This window comes from Erythrobacter sp. YT30 (genome assembly GCF_001542875.1).
GTDB lineage: Bacteria > Pseudomonadota > Alphaproteobacteria > Sphingomonadales > Sphingomonadaceae > Erythrobacter.
The window spans coordinates 990,838-1,009,745 of sequence record NZ_LMAF01000002.1; the positions used below are offsets into that span (position 1 = coordinate 990,838).

The following is an 18,908-nucleotide window of genomic DNA, read 5'->3' on the forward strand; positions in this document are numbered from 1 at the left end:
AGCGGTTAGCCCTGTTTCTCCAGCCGCTTGATCAGGCGTTTTTCAAGATCGTCCAGCTTGCCATCGGCGTTGACCATGGAATCGAGCCAATCAAGCTCTGCCTCGGTCACTTCGGCGCCTTTCACCGATTGCGCGACGATTTTCTCGCCTGCTGCTTCTGACACTGCGCCGCCTTTGCGTTTGCCGAAAACCACGCCCAAGACATTGGCCACATTACCGGCGACATTGGGCGCCTCGCGAAACATGCCGCCCATGAAGCGGCCGACGTTGGACTGATTGTCGGCGATAAAGCGCTCAAGCTCCAACCGGCGGCCATGGCTCAGTTGAGCGTGCGCCATGGTGAAGCCTTTGAGGTAATTTGCAACGCCATCGACAAACAGGTCTCCCCATTCGGGAGCATTTGCATCAGCCAGTGTCTCGTCCTTCAGGCGGAACAGCATTTCGGCATCAAAACGCGACACGGCAGCCGGGCCACTTCCACCGCTTGCAAAGATCACGCGGCGCAGCACCTTGCATTCAGCAGAGCTGATATGCGTATCGGACAGCTCACCGCCGCAGCGAGTGGGGCCAGTACCTGTCAGAATCTCGCGCTCAATCTGTTTAAGAACGTAGTCCTTGAGGATGGTTGGCGTGTTTTCAGCGCGCTCGATAATGCGAACCAGTGTTTCAAGCTCAACCATGCTTTCGAGCACGCCATCGTGATCGATCTTGTCGATGAGCCAGCGCGCTTCTGCATCATCACATTGGAGGCGCGGCGGAGTGCCGTTGAGAACAAATTCGCCGATTGCTTCGACAAAGAAATCACTCCATTCCTCAGTCCGATCATCGAGTGCGTCATTAAGCGCAAACAAGGCTTCTGCTTCATCACGCGCGATGATGCCATCGCCCCAGCCCTGACGGCGGAGCGCGAGCACTTCGTCAGAACAGACCGTACCATCGTCGGCGGCACGCCGGGCAAGCTCGATGAAATGAGTGGTCATGGCTTAACAGTTTCCTTGGTCTCAAAGCGGTAACTGCCCTTGGCCATGGCACGAATACGCTTAAGACCGGGTTACTGTCGGTCCGAAAATTAGCCTTTGTTTATCTTGCCGGATTTCGTGCGATATCGGCAGCGCACCCTGATCGGCTGGTTGCTGCACCGCTTTTGCGCTGCCGCGCCTCAACATGCGTTGCCACCTGCGCATCACCATTGCGAACAGGATAGAGGTAGATATCAAGCACGCAGGTTTCACTGACGAATTGCAGCTTACGCGCGTCCCCTTCAGCTAAATCGATACGCGCTTTACCGAAACGCGCGGTGAGAGCGGGTGCTTGCGCGCCGATGATCGCCTCGAGCCCTGCTTCGCGCAGAATGCTGGGTTGGCGGGCGTTGGCGGCTGGGGCGGGCTGAGGCGCCGTCCGAACAGGTGCAGGGGTCGCTACGCGCGGATCGGTTGATGTGCGGATCGGCGAAACGCCGCCTGATCCCGAAGCGCAGGCACCGAGGGCGGTGGCCAACAAAACCAACCCCGCGCCCTTTGCTGTCATACCTGCTCCTGTCGCCGGATTGCGCGCGCCTGATGCACCAGATGAGTGCTTGCCGCTGCGCCAACGATAGGAGCAATAAAGCCTGCGACTGGAACGAGCATCAGCAGCGCAACGCTTGTCCCCAGCAGGAAACGCGTAAGTCCAGCGACTGGGTTTGCCAAATCAACATCACCGCAATGGCGAAGCCATGCCATATCGGTTAACTCTCTCCCCAAAAGCCAGCCATTGACTGCAATCAGCAGAATAGCAGGTCCGATGCCGGTCACGATCAGCACAAGAACGAAGGGAAGTGCGAGCAGATTAACGCCGATCGTCCGGCCAATACCGCGCAGTGAATTGGCGAAATCGCGCGCAAAGGGAAGATTTCGTGCTTCCTTTGCCGCTTCAGGATAGTGCTTCTGCTCCACCGCCGCGACGACTTCGTCGGCGAAAAACTGCAAAACGGCGACCGCAACGACCCGGAAAAGGATCCAGAACCCCAACAATCCCAGCAGCAAAGCAAGGATGGCTGTGGCAGGCTCGGCATATCCTTCAGGCAGAAGGGTGAGCAGCCATGGCATTGCCAGGCTTTCAATCACCCACCAAAGGCCGACGCCCAACATTGCGAAAATCAGCAGCGTCACCAGCAATGTCTTCACGAGCAATCGCACCACCGCCGGATCGCCAAGCTGGCCGAATGCCTTGATGAGGGATTGAAGGACGATCTGCATCAGTGGCCCAACGCATGCGGTTATGCTGCGGCTAAGTCAAACCGCTGAGCCCAAACAGCTTGGCGCACGGCCTGCTTGCCGCTAACGCGCCGCCAATCTTTCAATGACAGGACTTCCAAGTGACCGAACCCAGATATGACGTAATCGCCATTGGCAATGCCGTGGTGGATGTAATCGCTTCTTGCAAAGAGGAGTTGATCACCGAGCTGCAACTCAATCGCGGCGGGATGACCCTGGTCGATGAGGCGCGCGCGGATGAGTTATATGATGCGATGCCTCCTGCCAAAGAGATATCGGGTGGATCCGCTGCAAACACTTTGGCCGGCCTTTCCACGCTGGGCCTGCAATGTGCATTTATCGGCCAGGTTGCAGACGATCAGCTGGGCAAGGTTTTTCGCCACGACATGCGGGCGACGGGTATCGATTTTGATACCGAAGCGCGCGAGGGTGAGCCTGCAACGGGCCGGGTCCTCATCTTCGTGACGCCCGATGGCGAGCGTACGATGAATACTTTCCTCGGTGCTGGCCAATACCTTCCGGCAGCCGCTCTTGATGAAGATCTGATCGCGAGCGCTTCGATCCTCTATCTCGAAGGATATCTGTGGGACCCGGAAGAACCGCGCCGAGCCATGCGCCGCGCAATCGATGTCGCAAAGAAAGCAGGCCGCCGTATCGCTTTTACCGCATCAGAAAGCTTCGTCATTGAACGCCACGGCGATGATTTCCGCGCCATGATCGAAGATGGCGTAATCGACATCCTGTTCGTCAATGAAAGCGAGCTCGCGACTTTGACGGGGGAAGATGACTTTGAAAAAGGCTTCGAAATGATCGCGCCAAAAGTTCCTGTCTTGGTCGCAACCCGGAGCGAGAAGGGTGCGGTTGCATGCGCGCAGGGCGAGCGAGCCGAAGTTCTCGCGGAACCGATTGAGCGTGTTATCGACACGACCGGCGCGGGCGATCAATTCGCGGCCGGCTTTTTGTCAGGTTTTGCGAAAGGCGCGCCGCTTGACGTGTGCCTTAAACGCGGGGCAATCGCCGCGGCAGAAGTCATCTCGCATTACGGCCCGCGTCCGGAGGCCGACATGAAGAAACTGATGGAAGAAAAGCTTTAAGACCGCGCGAGGTTGCTCAGGGCGCCTTTTCGTAGTCCTCGCTCTGCAGGCTGATGAGATAGCGTGCGACTTCTCCCGCCTCGCTTTCCGAAAGCTCAAAATCCATCAATTCGGGATAATTGTGCGCCTCAATCAGCCATGACGTGAGGCTCTCCTCGCTCATGCCTTGCCGGTTTGCGATATCGGCAAAGCTGGGCGCGGACGGATTGGGCGAAAGGAAGGGCGGCTCCACCCCATGACAATCCCCGCACACGCCCTGAACGAGATTGGGCGGTGTGGGTTGAGACACTAATGCGGTCTCCGCCCGCTCTGGCGCCACAGTCTGGCAAGCAGAGACCGCAAGTGCTGAAAGAAAAAGCAGCATAAAGCGAAAGAGGACCTTCTGAAGCATGTGCATGATGTGGCCTGTCAAATACGTTCCGTCATTGATCTGTGTCAAAAGTCCGTGCGCTTAGGCTTTCTCCCGCGCGACCTCGCGCCAGCCGATATCGCTCCGGTAAAAACCGCTTGGGAAGTCCACCGCTTTCACCGCCTTATAGGTCGTGGCTTGCGCTTCGGAGACGTTTGAACCCATGCCGGTCACATTCAGCACGCGGCCTCCGTTGGCGATCAGTTTGCCGTCCTGCGTTTTGGTACCGGCATGGAAGATTTTTGCGCCTTCTGCCTCGGCCTTACCCAAGTCGATCACGCCGCCCTTTTCCGGCGTTGCTGGATAGCCATTGGCCGCCATCACCACAGTCAGCGCGGTATTTTTAGAGAATTTCGCTTCAACACCGGCCAGCTCGCCACTCGCGCAGGCGAGCATAATTTCGGCGAGATCGCTTTCCAGGCGCATCATCAACACCTGGCATTCCGGATCGCCAAAGCGGCAATTGTATTCGATCAGCTTTGGCCCCTCAGAGGTGAGCATAAGCCCGGCATAAAGCACGCCGGAATAGGGCATGCCCTCCGCGCGCATTGCCTCGACCGTCGGCTCTATAATCTGTGCCATCACGGTGGATTGCAGTTCTGGCGTCAGCACGGGCGCTGGCGAATAGGCACCCATTCCGCCTGTATTGGGGCCGGTGTCGCCTTCGCCGACGCGCTTATGATCCTGCGCACTCCCGAAAGGGAGAATGTTGGTGCCATCGGTGATGGCGAAGAAACTCGCTTCCTCACCCTCGAGAAACTCCTCGATCACGACCGATGCGCCTGCCTCGCCAAACTCGCCCGCAAAAATGCCTTGGAGGGCGGCGAGAGCCTCTTCCTTCTTTTCTGCTATGACGACGCCCTTGCCCGCGGCCAGGCCATCGGCCTTAAGCACGAAAGGCGCACTGAACCCATCGAGCGCGCTGATCGCGGCTTCGAGCGTGTCGGCCCGGACATATTTTGCCGTCGGGATATCGGCGCGCATGCACAGATCTTTGGTAAAGCCTTTTGACCCTTCCAGCTGAGCGGCAGCTTTTGACGGGCCGAACACGGCAATATCATTCTCGCGCAGGCTATCGGCCAGCCCGTCGACCAATGGCGCTTCAGGGCCAATCACGACCAGCGCGATGGAGTTGGCCTCGCAAAATGTCGCCACTGCGCCGTGATCACCCGCATCGAGAGCAAGGCATTTGGCGCATTCAGCCATGCCGGGATTTCCGGGGGCTGCGTAAAGCTGCGTTACCTTGGGGGATTGCGCGAGCTTCCAGGCTAACGCATGTTCGCGGCCACCCGACCCCAAAAGCAGGACATTCATGGCGCGCACTCCTTCATCAACAGGCGACCGATCAGGGCTGGTAGCGCGCGTTGAGCCGAGCGACAACGCACAGCCGCTGTCCATCACCGAATTGTCACAGGCGCTAAAGCGGACGGTGGAGGATCGCTTTGGTCATGTACGAGTTCGCGGTGAGCTGTCGGGCGTCAAACGCGCGGCATCAGGGCACATGTATTGCGCGCTGAAAGACGACAAGGCTGTACTTGATGGCGTGATGTGGCGCGGCAGCACGGGCCGGTTGAACTTTGCCCCCGAAGATGGCCTGGAAGTGATCGCAACGGGCAAGCTAACGACATATGCCGGTCGCTCCAAATACCAGATTGTGATCGATCAGCTCGAACTGGCAGGCGAAGGCGCTTTGCTCGCACTGCTTGAAAAGACCCGCGAACGTTTGGCGGCAGAGGGCCTGTTTGCCGAGGGGCGCAAGCGGCGGCTGCCTTATCTGCCGCGCACGATCGGCGTGGTGACTTCGCCGACAGGTTCGGTGATCCGTGATATCCTTCACCGGCTGGCGGACCGCTTTCCCAGCCATGTTCTCGTTTGGCCGGTGCTGGTGCAGGGGCAAGGCGCAGCAGAGCAGGTCGCAGGAGCAGTTCGCGGATTCTCGGAAATGCCTGCAGATTGCCCGGTGCCAAAGCCCGATGTCGTGATTGTCGCGCGCGGGGGCGGCTCGATTGAGGATCTCTGGAGCTTCAATGAGGAGATAGTGGTTCGCGCGGTCGCAGAATGTACCATCCCGGTGATCTCTGCGGTGGGGCATGAGACCGACACGACTCTGGTGGACTATGCGTCCGACAGGCGCGCGCCCACGCCCAGCGCGGCAGCGGAAATTGCGGTGCCGGTAAGGGCTGACCTCGTGGCAACTCTCGCCGATCTCGACAATCGTCAGCGGCGCGCTGTGCTGCGCCCCGTCGAATTGGGTCGTGAACGGCTGGCTGCGCGTATCCAGCGCCTTCCCAAAGCTCAAAACGTGTTGCAACCGCAGGCTCAGCGTCTCGATGAGCTTTCAGAGCGACTTCGCAGAGGCCTGACGGATCGAGCTGGCAAGGGCCGTGAGCGGCTGGTCGGAATTGGCGCCCGTATGTCGCCTTCGATGCTGGAAAGGCAGCAGGATACGGCGCAAGAACGGCTTGAGCGAGTGCGCTTGGTGCCAGCTCTGGTTGAGCGGCCCTTGCGCGATCGCAGGGATAAACTGGCAGCATTGACCCGGCTCGCGAGCCAACTTCACCCCGAAAAACCGCTTGAGCGTGGATATGCGATTGTTCGTGATGCGGCGGGCGCGGCGCTTACCTCAAGCAAGGCCGCAAGCGAGGAGGCGGCGCTTTCCCTGCAGTTTCGCGATGGCTCGTTGGGCGTGCACACCGATCCGAAATCGCCCAAATCGCCCAAGCCGGAACGCGCCAAACCAGCGCGCGCATCAAAAGCGACCAATCCGGCCCAAGATGATTTGTTTGACTAAGCTCCTGTGCTAAGGCTCATTTCATGTTGATGTCGAGAAAAGATAGCGCCGCCAAACTCTATTATGGCCCCTCCAGCTTTCGCGTTTTGCGCCCCGGACAACACGTCGTCTGCGCGGTGAGCGGCACGATTATCCCCTTGGAAGAATTGCGGTATTGGAGCGCGGAGCACCAAGAAGCCTACGCAACGTGTGAGATCGCGACCAAGCGCCTGCTCGCTAGTGAGTAGTCTGCACACGATGAAATTGGGCTCACTGGCTTTTCTGGCCGCCATCATCGCCGCATGCAGCGGCAGCCAAGCGGCTGAACCGGACCTCGTCGGCGCTGAAGCAACACCCCAGATTACGGCGGGAACGAGCGAGGCTGCCAACCCTGCCCGAACCGATTTCGAATTTGCCGGAGAGCTTACCCAAGGCGGTTTTATCCGCGGGCAAGTGCCCACGGGAACGATCCGCGCGACACTCGGCAATTCGAAGCTTGAATATGCTGACGACGGCAGCTTTTTCGCCGCTTTTGATCGTGATGCTCCTGAATCGATCACGCTTATGGCGACGCTCAACAATGGCAAATTTGCGCGCCAAGAGATCCCGATTGCGCCGCGCAAATGGAACATCCAGCACGTGAATGTCGCCAAGGGCACAGGCCGCGACCTAGAGGCCTGGTGGAAAAAGCGTGAACCTGAATACAACGAGATCATCGCAGCCCGTGCGATGGAAACGGGCGCTGAAGGCTGGAAGCAGAAGTTTATTTGGCCTGTGGTGGGGCGCATTTCGGGCCTGTTCGGTCGCCAGCGCATCTATCGCGGCGAACCGGGCAGCTATCATTCTGGTATCGACATCGCGCCCGGTAATGGAGTGCCATTCGTTGCGCCTGCTGATGGTGTGGTGGTGCTCGCGCGGATGGGCTTCAGCCTCGAAGGTGGCCTGATCATCATTGACCATGGTGCAGGGCTCAACAGCGCTTTTCTCCACGCTTCCAAGATCGCGGTGGAGAAAGGGCAAAGCGTCAAGCAGGGACAGTATATCGGCAATGTCGGCTCCACCGGTCGATCATCCGGGCCGCACCTCCATTGGGGCTTGAAATGGAACGATGCGCGGCTTGATCCGCTGCTGTTCGCGGGGCCGATGCCCTAAACTTCTTTATTCGGGCTGCCCATGAACCGCCGCCGCCTTTTCCTGATCGTGCTGATCGCGCTTGGTCTTGCGCCGGGCGTTTGGTTTCGTTCGCAGCCGCAGCTCTCGCTAGAGGGTCGCTCGCTGGTGGTCTCGCCACTGACATTATCGCCCGAGATTGGCGATACGTTGCGCGGCCCGCTCAAATTGACAGGTGCATGGCACCTTGAAGGCGACCATCATTTCTTTGGCGGCTTTTCAGCGCTTGTATCGCGCAATGATGGCGCACTGCTGACGGGCACCGATCGAGGGTGGGGGCTGACGATCCCGTTGGAGAAAAATGGCCCGGTTAAGGCGCCCCTGGCGCTCGAATTTATGGGGCGCGCCAATCGAACAGGTTTTGAGCTTATCGATCTCGAAGCGCTGAGCTGGGATAAAAGCAGCCAGTATCTTTGGGCCGCCTATGAGCACGGCAATGTGATAGAGCGTGTTGATCCGGATGGATTGCGCCGCGAAGTTCGGCCAGTGGCAATGTCACTTTGGCCCGACAATCGCGGGGCTGAAACGATGGAAGTGCTGCCTGATGGCCGGATTCTCGTCATCGCGGAAGGGCCGACGCGGCGCGGGGGCGGCATGGCCCATCATCAAGCGCTGCTGTTTCCAGACGATATGCTAAATCCAGCCGCGCGGCCCATCTCTTTCCGCTTTGTCTCACACAAGAATTTTCGCCCCGTTGATGCGACCGTGTTGCCAAATGGAAAGATCGCGATCCTGTTGCGGCGCACCAATCTTGCAATCCCGCCGAGTTTTGAGAATGCGATTATGATAGCCGATCCGGCCTTGATCAACGAAGGCACTGAATGGACGGGTTCGCTGGCTATGCTGATAAACAGCGGATCGTTGACCGATAATTACGAGGGGATCGCCTGGGTTTCAATTCCAAATGCACAGGCAATTGCGCCACCCGCCGCTGCGGCCAACACAAAAAGCGCGCCATTGCGAGGCGCGCTCTTCGTTATCTCGGATGATAATTTTGCCAGCTTCCAGCGCACATTGATGTTGCGGCTGGAGTGGAAGCAAGAGGGCTCGGCGCCCTCGCCCGAAGGTTAGGCGGCGACAGCCTTCTTAAGCTCACGTTTCACTTTGAGAGCGCGTGCAGAAAGCTTCTCGTCTTTCGTCTTGAGCAGCCAGTTGTCGAGGCCGCCATTATGCTCAACAGAGCGAAGGCCGTGCGTCGACACGCGGAACTTGAAGCTGCGATCAAGCTTTTCGCTCAGCAGCGTGACTTTCTGCAGGTTGGGCAGGAAGACGCGCTTCGTCTTGTTGTTGGCGTGGCTCACATTGTGGCCGACCTGGCGACCTTTGCCGGTCAGTTCGCAAATACGCGACATGGTATCTCTCGTCTGGTCAAAGTGGCGGGAGCGCCGCTATTTGAAAGCGGGCCCAAGCTACGGGCGTCCCGGAAAGCGCGCCGCATAGCCAGCCGCAAGCGAATCGTCAATTGATTCGTGCGCTTCTCCCGCTTAGCGCTTAGCCGCGATGACCCGCTGGCCAATCCCTGAACCGATGCAACATGCTTTGCAAGCTGCGCGCGATGCAGGCGATGCGGGCGAGGTTCCGATTGGCGCGGTGATCGTCAAAGATGGCGAAATGATCGCGATAGCGGGCAATGCCACCCGCTCTCCCCCCGATCCTACAGGCCATGCAGAAATGCGTGCGATCCGGATCGCGGCAGACATTTTGGGAGATGAGCGGCTGACGGATTGCGATATCTATGTGACGCTGGAGCCTTGCTCGATGTGCGCGGGTGCGATTGCCCATGCGCGAATTGCGAGGCTTTACTACGCCGCAAGCGATCCAAAAGGCGGCGGGCTAGAGCATGGCGCACGTGTGTTTGAGCATCCGCAATGCCTTCATCGACCAGAAGTCTATTCAGGCATGGGCGAGGATGAGGCTGCGGAATTATTGCGCGCGTTTTTTAGGGATCGGCGGTAGTTCAGCTACTCGCTCAACCAAGCGACAGCGTCGTCTAGTTCGTCCAGATCAAACGCCTTGATTGTCGGCTTCACCAGTTTGCCCATCACCTCGCCCATTCCGCCGACCCAGTCTGGCCCTCCGACGATCGCATAACGATCAAATTGCTTGATGAGCTTCATCTTTGAAGACATCAGCCTTGGGCTGAAGATCAACTCCGCATCAAAGCCATGCCAGTTTCGGATGACCATCATGAGCCGTGAGCAGTCTGGAGCGCTCAGCTTTTCCTCGATCATCGCAATGCCGCGTTTTGATTCCGCCTCATCTAAGCGCCCGGTGACTTCAAACGCGGCGATTTCGGGCTTTCCGATATCGAGCTCATGGAATGCTCCCCGGCGGGGCTCATCGGTTTCGCCCATAACCCAGGCGCGCGCTGCCTCGGCCTCGTCATCATCGTAGACCTGATAGACAACCCGCGGGAGCAATGCGCTTTCGATCCGCGCTGCGCTCCGTAGCCAGTCTTCGTCCGAGATAATTGCAATCCGGTCCAGCGAATAGATGAATTGGATCATTGTCGGCAAGTGAACCAGCTGATCCCCCAGCCCGGAGAACGAGAAATCCGCGAGTGCGGTGAGATCAATGAGCACATTGGCACTTTCACCCGTCTCCAGGTGCTCTTTGGCGAATGCAACTGCCTTTTCCGCGTCGGCGTAGTGAAAGGGCCCCATCACAACAATGCGGTGAGCTTTGGGTTCAGCAGGCGAGATTTCTTCGATTTCGATCATTTGTATTTGTTAGCCCTTTGAAGAGGTCGAAACATTGATCGAGATCAAATCCTCTTTTCAATTCGGTTTCGAGCGGCTGCCGTAGCAGGGGTGCTCCGGTTTCTGGGTTAATCTGGTTGCGTTACTCAACTAACACTTTGACATTGAACGAATTTTACACGATTCGCCGTGCGTGAGGGGCGTCTTGGCTCTGGCGCGACCAACTCGTCCCCTTTGGCCAACATCCCGTCTCCTCGCGCGCGAAATCGTACCCGCAATTGGTATGTTGCACTGCAACAGGGAGAGGACTGTGACCAACTAGCCTTGGAGTTGCCGTTATGATGTTGTCCCCCCGTCGCCCATACGTCGCCCCTAAGATGGAGCGCGCCACATTTGAAAGTGAACTCGTCTCAGCTGATGGCGCCATTGAAGCAAACTTCAGCGGGCTGAGCCCGTCCGAAGCGGCGCGGCTTTTCAGTGACTTAATCGCTGCCCAAAGCTGAGCGGGCCCTCTTTTCCAAACTCGCCTTACATGCCACGCCAGATCTTGGCGCGAGCTTCATCGCGAGCGCCATAGCGGGCTGCGTTGCACCGCGTGGGGCGAAAGCGTTGCGAATAGCAGATGCGCAATTCCTGGAGCCAACCGCGCTCGTTTAACTTGACGCCGACTGCGCTTGGCGCGAGGCCCGGATTGGCGTCTGCGAAGGCCTGGCGAATGCGGCCAGCGGTCAGATCGTCTTCGCGGCTGATTCGGTCATATTCCGGGACGCGCAAGGCTTCCCACAAAATCCGTGTAACGGCGAAATAGGTATCGGGCCGTCTGGTCATGCACGTGCCGTGCTTTGCCCATTGCCTTGCAATCAAGCGGGCAGAAGGCAGCGTGCACAGATTGCGTCGTATTACCGCAGGAGTGAGCTTTTCACGCGCCCGGCACCATTGAGGCCACGTGCTTCGCCCGCCCGTTTGACTGTGCGGCCACAGCCCATGAACGACAAAGGCAAATCGTCCGTGATCGCCCGAGCATTGGATGCGATGCGAACGCTGGCCTTCGCGGCCTTTGCAAAACTCAGGAGACCAGCTGAGCGCGAGGGTATAGCCGGTGATGGGAACATCGCGCACCGGCCCATCGGCATTGATTGTGGGCACATTGCGGATTTGGGGTGCACGACACTGATACGCCTGAGCTGACGCAATAGAAGGCAAGAGCAAGGCAAACAGGGCGAGGGAGCGCGTTTTCATTCGAACGCCTTGATGTCTTCGGGCCCGCCGACCCCGCGATTTCGGAACCATGCATTCGATGGAGGAAGGAACAGGACGATGATCGTTGCGAGCGACATGGCCGCCAATATTAGGCCGAGGACGATCTCAAGCATCGACATGATGTCCCAATCGACAAATGCAGCCAAGACGCCAAACCCTGCAAGCACCGAGTAAATCCATCGCGCCACATTGCTCGCCTTTTGCGAGGTAAAAAACCACAACAAGATTGAAATGCTATTTCCCACAGCAACAAAGCCAATGACAGCGCCGATCCCGATAGTCTGTAGGTCCGGATCACCTTCGAGATCAGCTGCCAGGGTGGGCCAAGACACGGCAAGGCTTACGAGGCCCAGGACCAGCGAGATCCAAAACAACCAGTCGAACCAGATAATGGTTTTGGGTTTCATGAAGCCATCTTACTCAAACACTTCCTCGCGAGCATTGCAGGTGACATTGAACCAGGCTGAGGCGGAGTTCGTGTAGAGGCTCGCTACGGCAACCAAAATCATCACCGCATTGAACAAGACGAGCCATCCGTATTCATCGCTGGTGATTGCAAGGTGCGCGAAGGCGAGGACTGCTATAAGGCTCGGGATGGCCGCAATCGTGACCAATGCTCGCGCGATCTTGCTCGCCCGAAACCAGATCGCAGCAACAGGAATTAGAACGATTGTGAACAATGCCGAGATCCACACGATTGCGAGATCGCGGCTCCAAGGGATGGACGGCAAATCGTAAGTCAGCGCAGCGATCTGGGTGTCGATATCGGACAGCCCGATAATCAGATCGGAAAGGCCTAGCGCGCATATGATGAATGCGAACAGCCTTATCGACCATGGTCTTGGCCCCTGCGCGATCTTCATAAGGGCGTGAAATCCAGACCGATATCAGCCGCGGGCGCGCTTTGTGTAAGCCGTCCGACTGAGCAATAGTCCACTCCACTTGCTGCTTTTGAAGCGATGGTTTCGAGATTGATGCCGCCTGAAGCTTCGGTCGCAGCGCGGCCATCGACCATCCTCACTGCCTCGCGAAGGGTTTCGGGCGCCATATTGTCGAGAAGCAAGTGGTGCGCGCCAGCCTCAAGCGCGGGTTCAATCTGGTCCAAACGGTCTACTTCGCAAATGATCGGTTTGACGCCTGCCTCGAGCGCGCGGCGCACTGCTTCACCCACGCTGCCAGCCACTGCGACATGATTGTCCTTGATCATGGCCGCATCCCACAAGCCCATGCGGTGGTTCTGAGCGCCTCCCATTCTGGTTGCGTATTTCTCCAGAACGCGAAGGCCAGGCAGCGTTTTACGAGTGTCGAGAAGTGTGCACTCCTCAGATCCAACACGCATGGCCGCGACATAATCACGAGCCATCGTCGCGATCCCCGAAAGATGCTGGACGATATTGAGCGCGCTGCGTTCTGCCGTGAGAAGCGCGCGGGCATTGCCCTCCAGCTTCATCAGGTCTGAACCCGCAGCCACGGCGTCACCGTCAGACACCAGGGTTTCGATGGACACTTGCGCATCGAGATGCCGAAAGAACGCCTCCGCAAGCGGAAGTCCGGCAATCACTACGCCTTCGCGGCTGTCCATGACGCCAGAAAAGCGAGCATCAGCGGGGATGACGCTTTCGGATGTCACATCACGGCCGCCGCCTTCAATTCCTTCACCCAGATCCTCTGCAAGGGTGTCGCGGATGAATTTGTCGATGTCGAAGCCGGGCAGAGCGAAGGTCATGCCGACTGTCTAACCCGTCACACAATCACCGCAAGAGCAACGGCACACTGGGCTTGGGATCAGTGTACGAACCGCGCGACAACATCGCGATAGCTGCGCGACACTTTCACTTCGGCACCCGAATCCAGCACGAGGAAGCATTCACCGTTGGTGTGCGGTTTTACCTGGCGAACCTGATCGAGATTGACGATCCAGCTTCTGTGCACGCGCTGGAACACGCGCGGATCAAGACGCCGCTCCAGATCCTTCATCGTTTCACGCAGGATGAGCGAGTTCTCGGCCGTGTAGATACACATGTAATCACCTGCCGCCTCAATTCGCTCGATCGAATCCACCTCGACGCGGAAAATCTGGCCGCGATCTTTGACGTTGATGAGCTTCTCAAAGCGTTCGGCGCTTTCGGTTGTATCATCGCCAAATTCGATGGCGCGCTCAGGCGCAACCTCTGCCAAGACGCCAAGCAATTGTTCTGCATCTTCGGTCGATTTCTTTTCGGCGAGGCGTTGGCGCACGCGTTCGATGGTGTCGGCGAGTTTGTCCTCATCCACCGGCTTCATGAGATAATTGACCGCGTTCGCTTCAAACGCTCGGATCGCGTGTTCTTCATAAGCGGTCACAAAGACGAACAACGGAGGTTCAATCTCCATCACGCCTTTCACCACCGAAAAGCCATCAAAACCGGGCATCTGAATGTCGAGAAAAACGAGATCGGGCTTTTCGGTTTTGATCTTGCGGATGGCCTCGCGGCCATTAGCGCAGGTATCGATAATTTCGACATCGTCGAAGGCTTGAAGGCGCAGCTGCAGGCCCTGAATAGCGAGTTTTTCATCGTCGACTAGGATGGTGCGAATGGTCATTGTGCTTGTCCAATTGGGCGGGGGGAAGGGATGAGATTGTCGAGGTCGCCGCAATCTGCTTTGGCGGACTCTTCAATTGGGGTTTTTGATGGAGCAGGAGTGGTCTCTGCCACGGTGCCCTCGGTGAAAGTGTTGTCCGCAAGGGCGGGCTCGGGCTCGCGCTCGGACTGAAATGGGATTTCGATCGTGACTGTAAACCCGCCGCCGGGCTGGGAATTGGTTTCGAACAGGTGCTCATCGCCATAGGCCTGCATCAGGCGATTCTGGATATTGGCAAGGCCAACACCGGTTGATTTGGTGTTGTCGCGCCCAGGTGTTTGCGCGGGCAGATCGAGAAGATTGTGCTGCAAAGGCCCGTCAACGCCGGGACCTGTATCCGAAACGCTCATCCGCAACCTGTCGCTGATGATGCGCGCGGAGAGTGAGATACGCGCGCCTTCTTCCTGCGGACTGACGGCGTATTTGATCGCATTTTCGACGAGCGGCTGAAGCAGCATCGATGGCAGGCACGCATCGAGCGCTTCGTCCTGAATTTCGAACTTGGTTCGCAGCCTCTCTTCAAATCGCATGCGTTCAATGTCGAGATAGAGCTGCAGCGTTTCAATCTCCTGTTCGAGCGTTACCTGGCTGCCGGGCTCGGTGATGAGAGTGTGCCGCAGGAAACTCGACAATCGGGTCAGCATCGCATTGGCAGGTTCGGTTTGCTTCAAAAGGACAAGCGTGCTGATCGAATTGAGCGTGTTGAACAGAAAGTGCGGATTGAGCTGATAGCGCAGCATGGCAAGCTGGGCGGCGGTGGCCTGTGCTTCGAGACGCTCCAGCCGATCCTGCTGTCGCTCCACCGTCAGGAAGTAATTGATGGCAAAATAGAGCGCGCTCCATGCGCCGAGCAGCGTCAGCGGGATATAGGTGATGCCGATAAAGCGCTGCGCAAAGGTCGTCTCGCGGCTGATCCCGTAATAGATTCCCTGCACCCAGGCATCGAGCGACGCGTGAATAATCACCGCGCCGATCAGCACGAGGACGGTGCCGCCCCACGTGATAAAAGGCTGGCGTGCGATTAGCTGGCGGTAGATCACCGACAGAACGAGCGTGATGGAAAACCCGGTGATCGTGTTCACCAGAATTACGGCGAGCAGATCAAGCGGCCGTTCATTGGCCAGCGCCGCTGCCGATCTCAGCAGGAACGCACCGCCCCAGCCGGCAAACTGGAGATACCAGAATGCACGATTCTTGTTCGCGAAAAACGGTGCTGGCTGAATTGGGAGCACGGCCATGACAGAATCGTATAGCGCAAATTTTCGCGGTTAGGAGGGGTAAAGCGCTTTCCGGGCGCGAACGCGAAACCACTTGGCGCAAGTTAGCTGGATGACCGAACGCTTGCTAACAAGTCGCCTTGCGCAACTTTTGGATGAGTTCGCGAGCGGTTCAAAGTCCGAGATCGGGGTCTATTTCGCGCCGAAAATGCGACGACCAATCAGCTTTGCCGGTGCGTTCCATCAGATCGATAATCAGCGGGATTTCGGCTGCGATAAACTCCACCCGTTCATCCCAGCCATCGTGTGTGCGCGAGCGGAATAGACCGCCGTCGTGCTTTGAGCCCCACGTTTCCATGAAGGTCACTGCATCTTTGGGATCGTATCCCGCATTGGCCATCAACCAAGGCATCAACCGATCAGCTTCGCGCTCTGTCAGGCGGACATGGCTGCGTTTTCGCTTGTTGCGATCCAGCCAGACGCGATGACCCAACAGATTATGCGCAAGTTCGTGCGCAACGGCACCGGCAAAAACCTGCTCTTCATAGGCAAAGCCAACAAATCGTTCGCCAATGACGACACGCTTGCCCTCTGCGACTGCCTTCGAATTGCGGCTCGCGAGCTCGAAGCGAGTGGCGCATGCGGGGACTGCCTCGACCTCGGTTCTCTCACCGTTGGCGAAAGTGAAAGTGACCTGTCCTTCGCCCACCAGTTTTTGATCGATCCGATCATGCGCGCGTGTCAAACGCTGCCAGGCTTTGCGCTTCTGAGTTTCCCATGAGTTAGGGTTATCACCGCCGATCTGAGTGATCTCTCGGTTGGGACGGAATTGCCCTGTCTGGGCGGAGGGAGAGCCGCGCGCCGCCGTCTGCACAGCGAAATCCCCTTCGAGCTGCAACACTGCGCGCGCGATCTCTGGATCGCCATAACTGGCAAGATCCTGCAATTGCAGCCCGATCGACGGGATTACATTTTCGCAAAATTCTGCATTTCCGCGGACCAATTGCCAGCCCACATCCTGTAATCGCTGATCTTTAGCCTGAAAGGCAGCGATGGCCGACGTTTGTGTCCCGTTTTCAAATGCTCCGACATGCGCTGCACTAAGCGATGTGCACGCTGACAGTACAGCAAGACTCAGCTTGGCGCGCTTCATCAGCTTTCGGTAGTGGCAGCCGGGGTTTCGAGCGCTTGTTTGAGGGCATCATAACCCACCGCGCCGCTCAGCGTCTTTCCGCCTGCGATCCAGGCAGGTGTGCCATCAAAGCCCAGTGTCTGAGCGAAGGTGAAATTCTTGGCGAGCTCAATCGTAACCGCGTCGGATCTCATGTCGGCCTTAGCCTGTTCCAGATCGATGCCTGCTGCGATTGCGGCGGCTTCAAAACTTTCTGGCGTCACTGGACTGCGCTCAAACATGGCGAGGTGAAAGGCTTCGAACTTGCCCTGCTTTGCCGCGGCCAATGCCATGCGAGCGGCCTCCTCGCTGCCGTCGAAGAGTGGAAATTCGCGAATAACGACTTTCAAATCAGGATCTTCGCTCACCAAGCGATCGACATCGGCAAGGCTCGCTTCGCAATAGCCGCAATTGTAATCGGTAAACTTAACGAGCACTTTCGAACCATTGGGGTTTCCACGGACGGCTCCACCAAAGGGCGTGTAAACCTCTTCGCCAAGATCAGCGAGCCGTTTTTGCGATTCCTGCGCTTGAAACGCCTCGGCCATTTTGGGCAGCATGTCAGGATTCTTGAGCAAGAACTCTTGCGTGCGCGCATCGGCAAGGCCCGAATAGGACCACGTCGCCGCGCCCAGGAACCCAAAGATGAGTGCCATGATCGCTGTCAGGAGCGTGTTACGAAGGGCTTCGGGCATGAATTTGACCTGTTTGAGAAGAGATGCGCACCGGCAAATTAGCGAGAATCGCGCAGGCGTTCCAGTTCAGAGCGGGCTTGCAGGCTGATATCTTGTGCGCGGATCCAATCGGGCGAGCCATAGGGAAGACCCGCTTCGGCCGCCTGTGCGCTGCGCAGCGCCTGCGGGTATTGGCGCGCCATCACTTGTTGTTCTGCACTGGCTAGCTTTGCACGCGGGATATCGCCGCGCTCTGCATAGACGACGCCAAGCTGATACCACGCAAACGGATTGAACCGGTCACGCGCAACCGCTGCTCGCAGTACACGTTCAGCCTCCGGGTAGTTCGCTGTATCTTCGGTCGCGATGAGCGCATGGCCGAACATCGATGCGATGAGCGGTTGGTTGAGCGTCAATTCTGTCGCGCGGCGCAGCGGTATGAGCGCTTCTTCGGGACGCCCGGATTCGAGCAGCACCTGGCCCTGCAGTTCGAGGAAATACGGGTTCTCCGCTTCCATATCGAGCAGCGCCTGCGCCTCGGCCAACGCTTTGTCGACCTGCGCATCCTTGTGATAGGCATAGGCGCGCGCGTAGCGGGCGGCTGCGCTCTTATCGCTTTCAGGATAAAGGTTTAGCGTCTGCCACGGTTCAGCCAGATACCCATAAAGTTTCGCCTGAACGCGCACAAAGCGTTCCTGCAATTGAGGATCGGGCGGGGCGTCCCAGGCGGGATCCTCTTCCAGTAGGCCGCGCAAAGTCGCAATGCGATCGCCGGAAAGCGGGTGAGTGCGGCCATAGGCGGCTTCATCTGCCTGGCTGTATCCACGGCGAATTTCCTGATTGCGCAGCTTTTCAAAGAAGCTGATCATGCCCTTGCCGGTGATACCGGCGCCGGACAGATAACGAGCGCCCGCAAGATCTGTTGCCGCCTCTTGGTTGCGGTTAAACGCCAAGAAGCTACCCAGAGCAGCCTGTTGCCCGGCCATAATCGCGCCAAGCGCCGCGTCGCCAGCTCCCGCAAGCGCTGCGCCTACGCCCAACAGCAGCGAGAGGATAGTAATCCCGTTGGCCGCGCGAGTACGCTCATTGAACCGCACCACGTGGCCCGCCGTGACGTGGCCAATTTCATGCGCAATCACGCCTTGCACTTCATTAGCGGTGTCGGCTGCGTTGATGAGGCCTGCATGTATGTAAACGACCTGCCCGCCTGCCACAAAAGCGTTGATGGAGGGATCGTTGATCATGACCAGATCGAGGTTGCCGGGCTCAAGCTCGGACGCCTCGACCAAGGGCGCGCTCATATCGATCAGCAATTGTTCGGTTTCGGCATCGCGTAAAACGCTCTGTGCGACGGCAGGCGTGATGATGCTCATCGAACACGCGATCAGCGCGAGGCAATAGGCGACGATCCGATAAGAGCGGAGCGACAGATCAAAAGATGGCATGAGAGCGGGGATCATATCGCGCAAAGCGTAACGGGTTTTGATCTGAACGGGAACTGAAACCGCGCTCTGCTCGCGGATTAATTCGCGTAGTCCGTCTCAACCGCAGCGCTGCGGTGCGAAAT

The 18,908-nt window shown here is 57.9% G+C and carries 22 protein-coding genes; 6 read left to right on the top strand and 16 right to left on the bottom strand.

Annotated features, from left to right (window positions below; genetic code table 11):
* Nucleotides 1-5 precede the first annotated feature (5 nt).
* From AUC45_RS09410 to AUC45_RS09420, 3 genes are all read right to left on the bottom strand, one after another.
* The gene (locus AUC45_RS09410; RefSeq protein WP_067601507.1) at nucleotides 6-980 is read right to left on the bottom strand and encodes a hypothetical protein; all 975 of its coding nucleotides are present in this window, start codon (nucleotides 978-980) and stop codon (nucleotides 6-8) included.
* 100 nt (nucleotides 981-1,080) lie between these two features.
* Complete coding sequence (locus tag AUC45_RS09415; RefSeq protein WP_067601512.1) at nucleotides 1,081-1,527, bottom strand: hypothetical protein; 447 nt, start codon at nucleotides 1,525-1,527, stop codon at nucleotides 1,081-1,083.
* Nucleotides 1,524-2,237: an EI24 domain-containing protein gene (locus AUC45_RS09420; protein WP_067601515.1), complete on the bottom strand. Its 714-nt coding sequence runs from the start codon at nucleotides 2,235-2,237 to the stop codon at nucleotides 1,524-1,526. The genes AUC45_RS09415 and AUC45_RS09420 overlap by 4 nt, the downstream gene beginning before the upstream one ends.
* 119 nt (nucleotides 2,238-2,356) lie before the next feature.
* Between AUC45_RS09420 and AUC45_RS09425 the strand changes: the two genes are divergently transcribed.
* Entirely contained in the window at nucleotides 2,357-3,349 is a 993-nt protein-coding gene (locus tag AUC45_RS09425) for an adenosine kinase (RefSeq protein WP_067601518.1), read from the top strand.
* 16 nt (nucleotides 3,350-3,365) lie between these two features.
* Here the strand turns inward: AUC45_RS09425 and AUC45_RS09430 are convergent, their stop codons facing one another.
* On the bottom strand, nucleotides 3,366-3,638 hold the full coding sequence (locus tag AUC45_RS09430; protein WP_156423805.1) for a hypothetical protein: 273 nt from the start codon (nucleotides 3,636-3,638) through the stop codon (nucleotides 3,366-3,368).
* A gap of 162 nt (nucleotides 3,639-3,800) precedes the next feature.
* On the bottom strand, nucleotides 3,801-5,072 hold the full coding sequence (purD, locus tag AUC45_RS09435) for a phosphoribosylamine--glycine ligase (RefSeq protein ID WP_067601523.1): 1,272 nt from the start codon (nucleotides 5,070-5,072) through the stop codon (nucleotides 3,801-3,803).
* On the opposite strand from purD, the gene xseA reads away from it, so the two are divergent.
* The 4 genes from xseA to AUC45_RS09455 are packed head-to-tail and all read left to right on the top strand — an operon-like array spanning nucleotide 5,071 to nucleotide 8,769.
* Nucleotides 5,071-6,549 (top strand): exodeoxyribonuclease VII large subunit, encoded by a 1,479-nt coding sequence (gene xseA / locus AUC45_RS09440; RefSeq protein ID WP_067601524.1) that lies wholly within the window; start codon nucleotides 5,071-5,073, stop codon nucleotides 6,547-6,549. The genes purD and xseA overlap by 2 nt on opposite strands.
* A gap of 23 nt (nucleotides 6,550-6,572) precedes the next feature.
* Complete coding sequence (locus AUC45_RS09445; protein WP_067601528.1) at nucleotides 6,573-6,776, top strand: DUF2093 domain-containing protein; 204 nt, start codon at nucleotides 6,573-6,575, stop codon at nucleotides 6,774-6,776.
* A gap of 10 nt (nucleotides 6,777-6,786) precedes the next feature.
* Nucleotides 6,787-7,680 (top strand): M23 family metallopeptidase, encoded by an 894-nt coding sequence (locus AUC45_RS09450; protein ID WP_067601531.1) that lies wholly within the window; start codon nucleotides 6,787-6,789, stop codon nucleotides 7,678-7,680.
* 21 nt (nucleotides 7,681-7,701) lie between these two features.
* The gene (locus tag AUC45_RS09455) at nucleotides 7,702-8,769 is read left to right on the top strand and encodes an esterase-like activity of phytase family protein (RefSeq protein WP_067601533.1); all 1,068 of its coding nucleotides are present in this window, start codon (nucleotides 7,702-7,704) and stop codon (nucleotides 8,767-8,769) included.
* Here AUC45_RS09455 and rpmB read toward each other — a convergent pair.
* Nucleotides 8,766-9,050 carry a 50S ribosomal protein L28 gene (gene rpmB / locus AUC45_RS09460; RefSeq protein WP_067601535.1) on the bottom strand — a complete coding sequence of 95 codons (285 nt, stop codon included), beginning with the start codon at nucleotides 9,048-9,050 and terminating at the stop codon, nucleotides 8,766-8,768. The genes AUC45_RS09455 and rpmB overlap by 4 nt on opposite strands.
* Nucleotides 9,051-9,198: 148 nt before the next feature.
* Here rpmB and AUC45_RS09465 point away from each other — a divergent pair, with 148 nt between their 5' ends.
* Nucleotides 9,199-9,654 carry a nucleoside deaminase gene (locus AUC45_RS09465; RefSeq protein WP_067601543.1) on the top strand — a complete coding sequence of 152 codons (456 nt, stop codon included), beginning with the start codon at nucleotides 9,199-9,201 and terminating at the stop codon, nucleotides 9,652-9,654.
* A gap of 5 nt (nucleotides 9,655-9,659) precedes the next feature.
* Here the strand turns inward: AUC45_RS09465 and AUC45_RS09470 are convergent, their stop codons facing one another.
* The 10 genes from AUC45_RS09470 to AUC45_RS09515 all read right to left on the bottom strand — a co-directional run bounded on the left by AUC45_RS09470 (nucleotide 9,660) and on the right by AUC45_RS09515 (nucleotide 18,786).
* On the bottom strand, nucleotides 9,660-10,418 hold the full coding sequence (locus AUC45_RS09470; RefSeq protein ID WP_067601546.1) for an STAS/SEC14 domain-containing protein: 759 nt from the start codon (nucleotides 10,416-10,418) through the stop codon (nucleotides 9,660-9,662).
* Between the two features lie 507 nt (nucleotides 10,419-10,925).
* Nucleotides 10,926-11,636 (bottom strand): ribonuclease T, encoded by a 711-nt coding sequence (locus AUC45_RS09475; RefSeq protein WP_067601549.1) that lies wholly within the window; start codon nucleotides 11,634-11,636, stop codon nucleotides 10,926-10,928.
* Nucleotides 11,633-12,064 carry a hypothetical protein gene (locus AUC45_RS09480; protein WP_067601551.1) on the bottom strand — a complete coding sequence of 144 codons (432 nt, stop codon included), beginning with the start codon at nucleotides 12,062-12,064 and terminating at the stop codon, nucleotides 11,633-11,635. Before AUC45_RS09480 ends, AUC45_RS09475 begins: the two co-directional genes overlap by 4 nt.
* Before the next feature lie 9 nt (nucleotides 12,065-12,073).
* On the bottom strand, nucleotides 12,074-12,520 hold the full coding sequence (locus AUC45_RS09485; RefSeq protein WP_067601554.1) for a hypothetical protein: 447 nt from the start codon (nucleotides 12,518-12,520) through the stop codon (nucleotides 12,074-12,076).
* The gene (nadC, locus tag AUC45_RS09490) at nucleotides 12,517-13,383 is read right to left on the bottom strand and encodes a carboxylating nicotinate-nucleotide diphosphorylase (protein ID WP_067601562.1); all 867 of its coding nucleotides are present in this window, start codon (nucleotides 13,381-13,383) and stop codon (nucleotides 12,517-12,519) included. The genes AUC45_RS09485 and nadC overlap by 4 nt, the downstream gene beginning before the upstream one ends.
* Before the next feature lie 59 nt (nucleotides 13,384-13,442).
* Nucleotides 13,443-14,240 carry a LytTR family DNA-binding domain-containing protein gene (locus AUC45_RS09495; RefSeq protein ID WP_067601565.1) on the bottom strand — a complete coding sequence of 266 codons (798 nt, stop codon included), beginning with the start codon at nucleotides 14,238-14,240 and terminating at the stop codon, nucleotides 13,443-13,445.
* Nucleotides 14,237-15,517: a sensor histidine kinase gene (locus tag AUC45_RS09500; RefSeq protein WP_082701070.1), complete on the bottom strand. Its 1,281-nt coding sequence runs from the start codon at nucleotides 15,515-15,517 to the stop codon at nucleotides 14,237-14,239. The genes AUC45_RS09495 and AUC45_RS09500 overlap by 4 nt, the downstream gene beginning before the upstream one ends.
* Before the next feature lie 151 nt (nucleotides 15,518-15,668).
* The gene (locus AUC45_RS09505; RefSeq protein ID WP_067601568.1) at nucleotides 15,669-16,649 is read right to left on the bottom strand and encodes a hypothetical protein; all 981 of its coding nucleotides are present in this window, start codon (nucleotides 16,647-16,649) and stop codon (nucleotides 15,669-15,671) included.
* Entirely contained in the window at nucleotides 16,649-17,362 is a 714-nt protein-coding gene (locus AUC45_RS09510) for a DsbA family protein (RefSeq protein ID WP_067601570.1), read from the bottom strand. The genes AUC45_RS09505 and AUC45_RS09510 overlap by 1 nt, the downstream gene beginning before the upstream one ends.
* A gap of 38 nt (nucleotides 17,363-17,400) precedes the next feature.
* Nucleotides 17,401-18,786, bottom strand: a complete 1,386-nt coding sequence (locus tag AUC45_RS09515) for a M48 family metalloprotease (RefSeq protein ID WP_067603747.1) — start codon at nucleotides 18,784-18,786, stop codon at nucleotides 17,401-17,403.
* Between the last annotated feature and the right edge of the window lie 122 nt (nucleotides 18,787-18,908).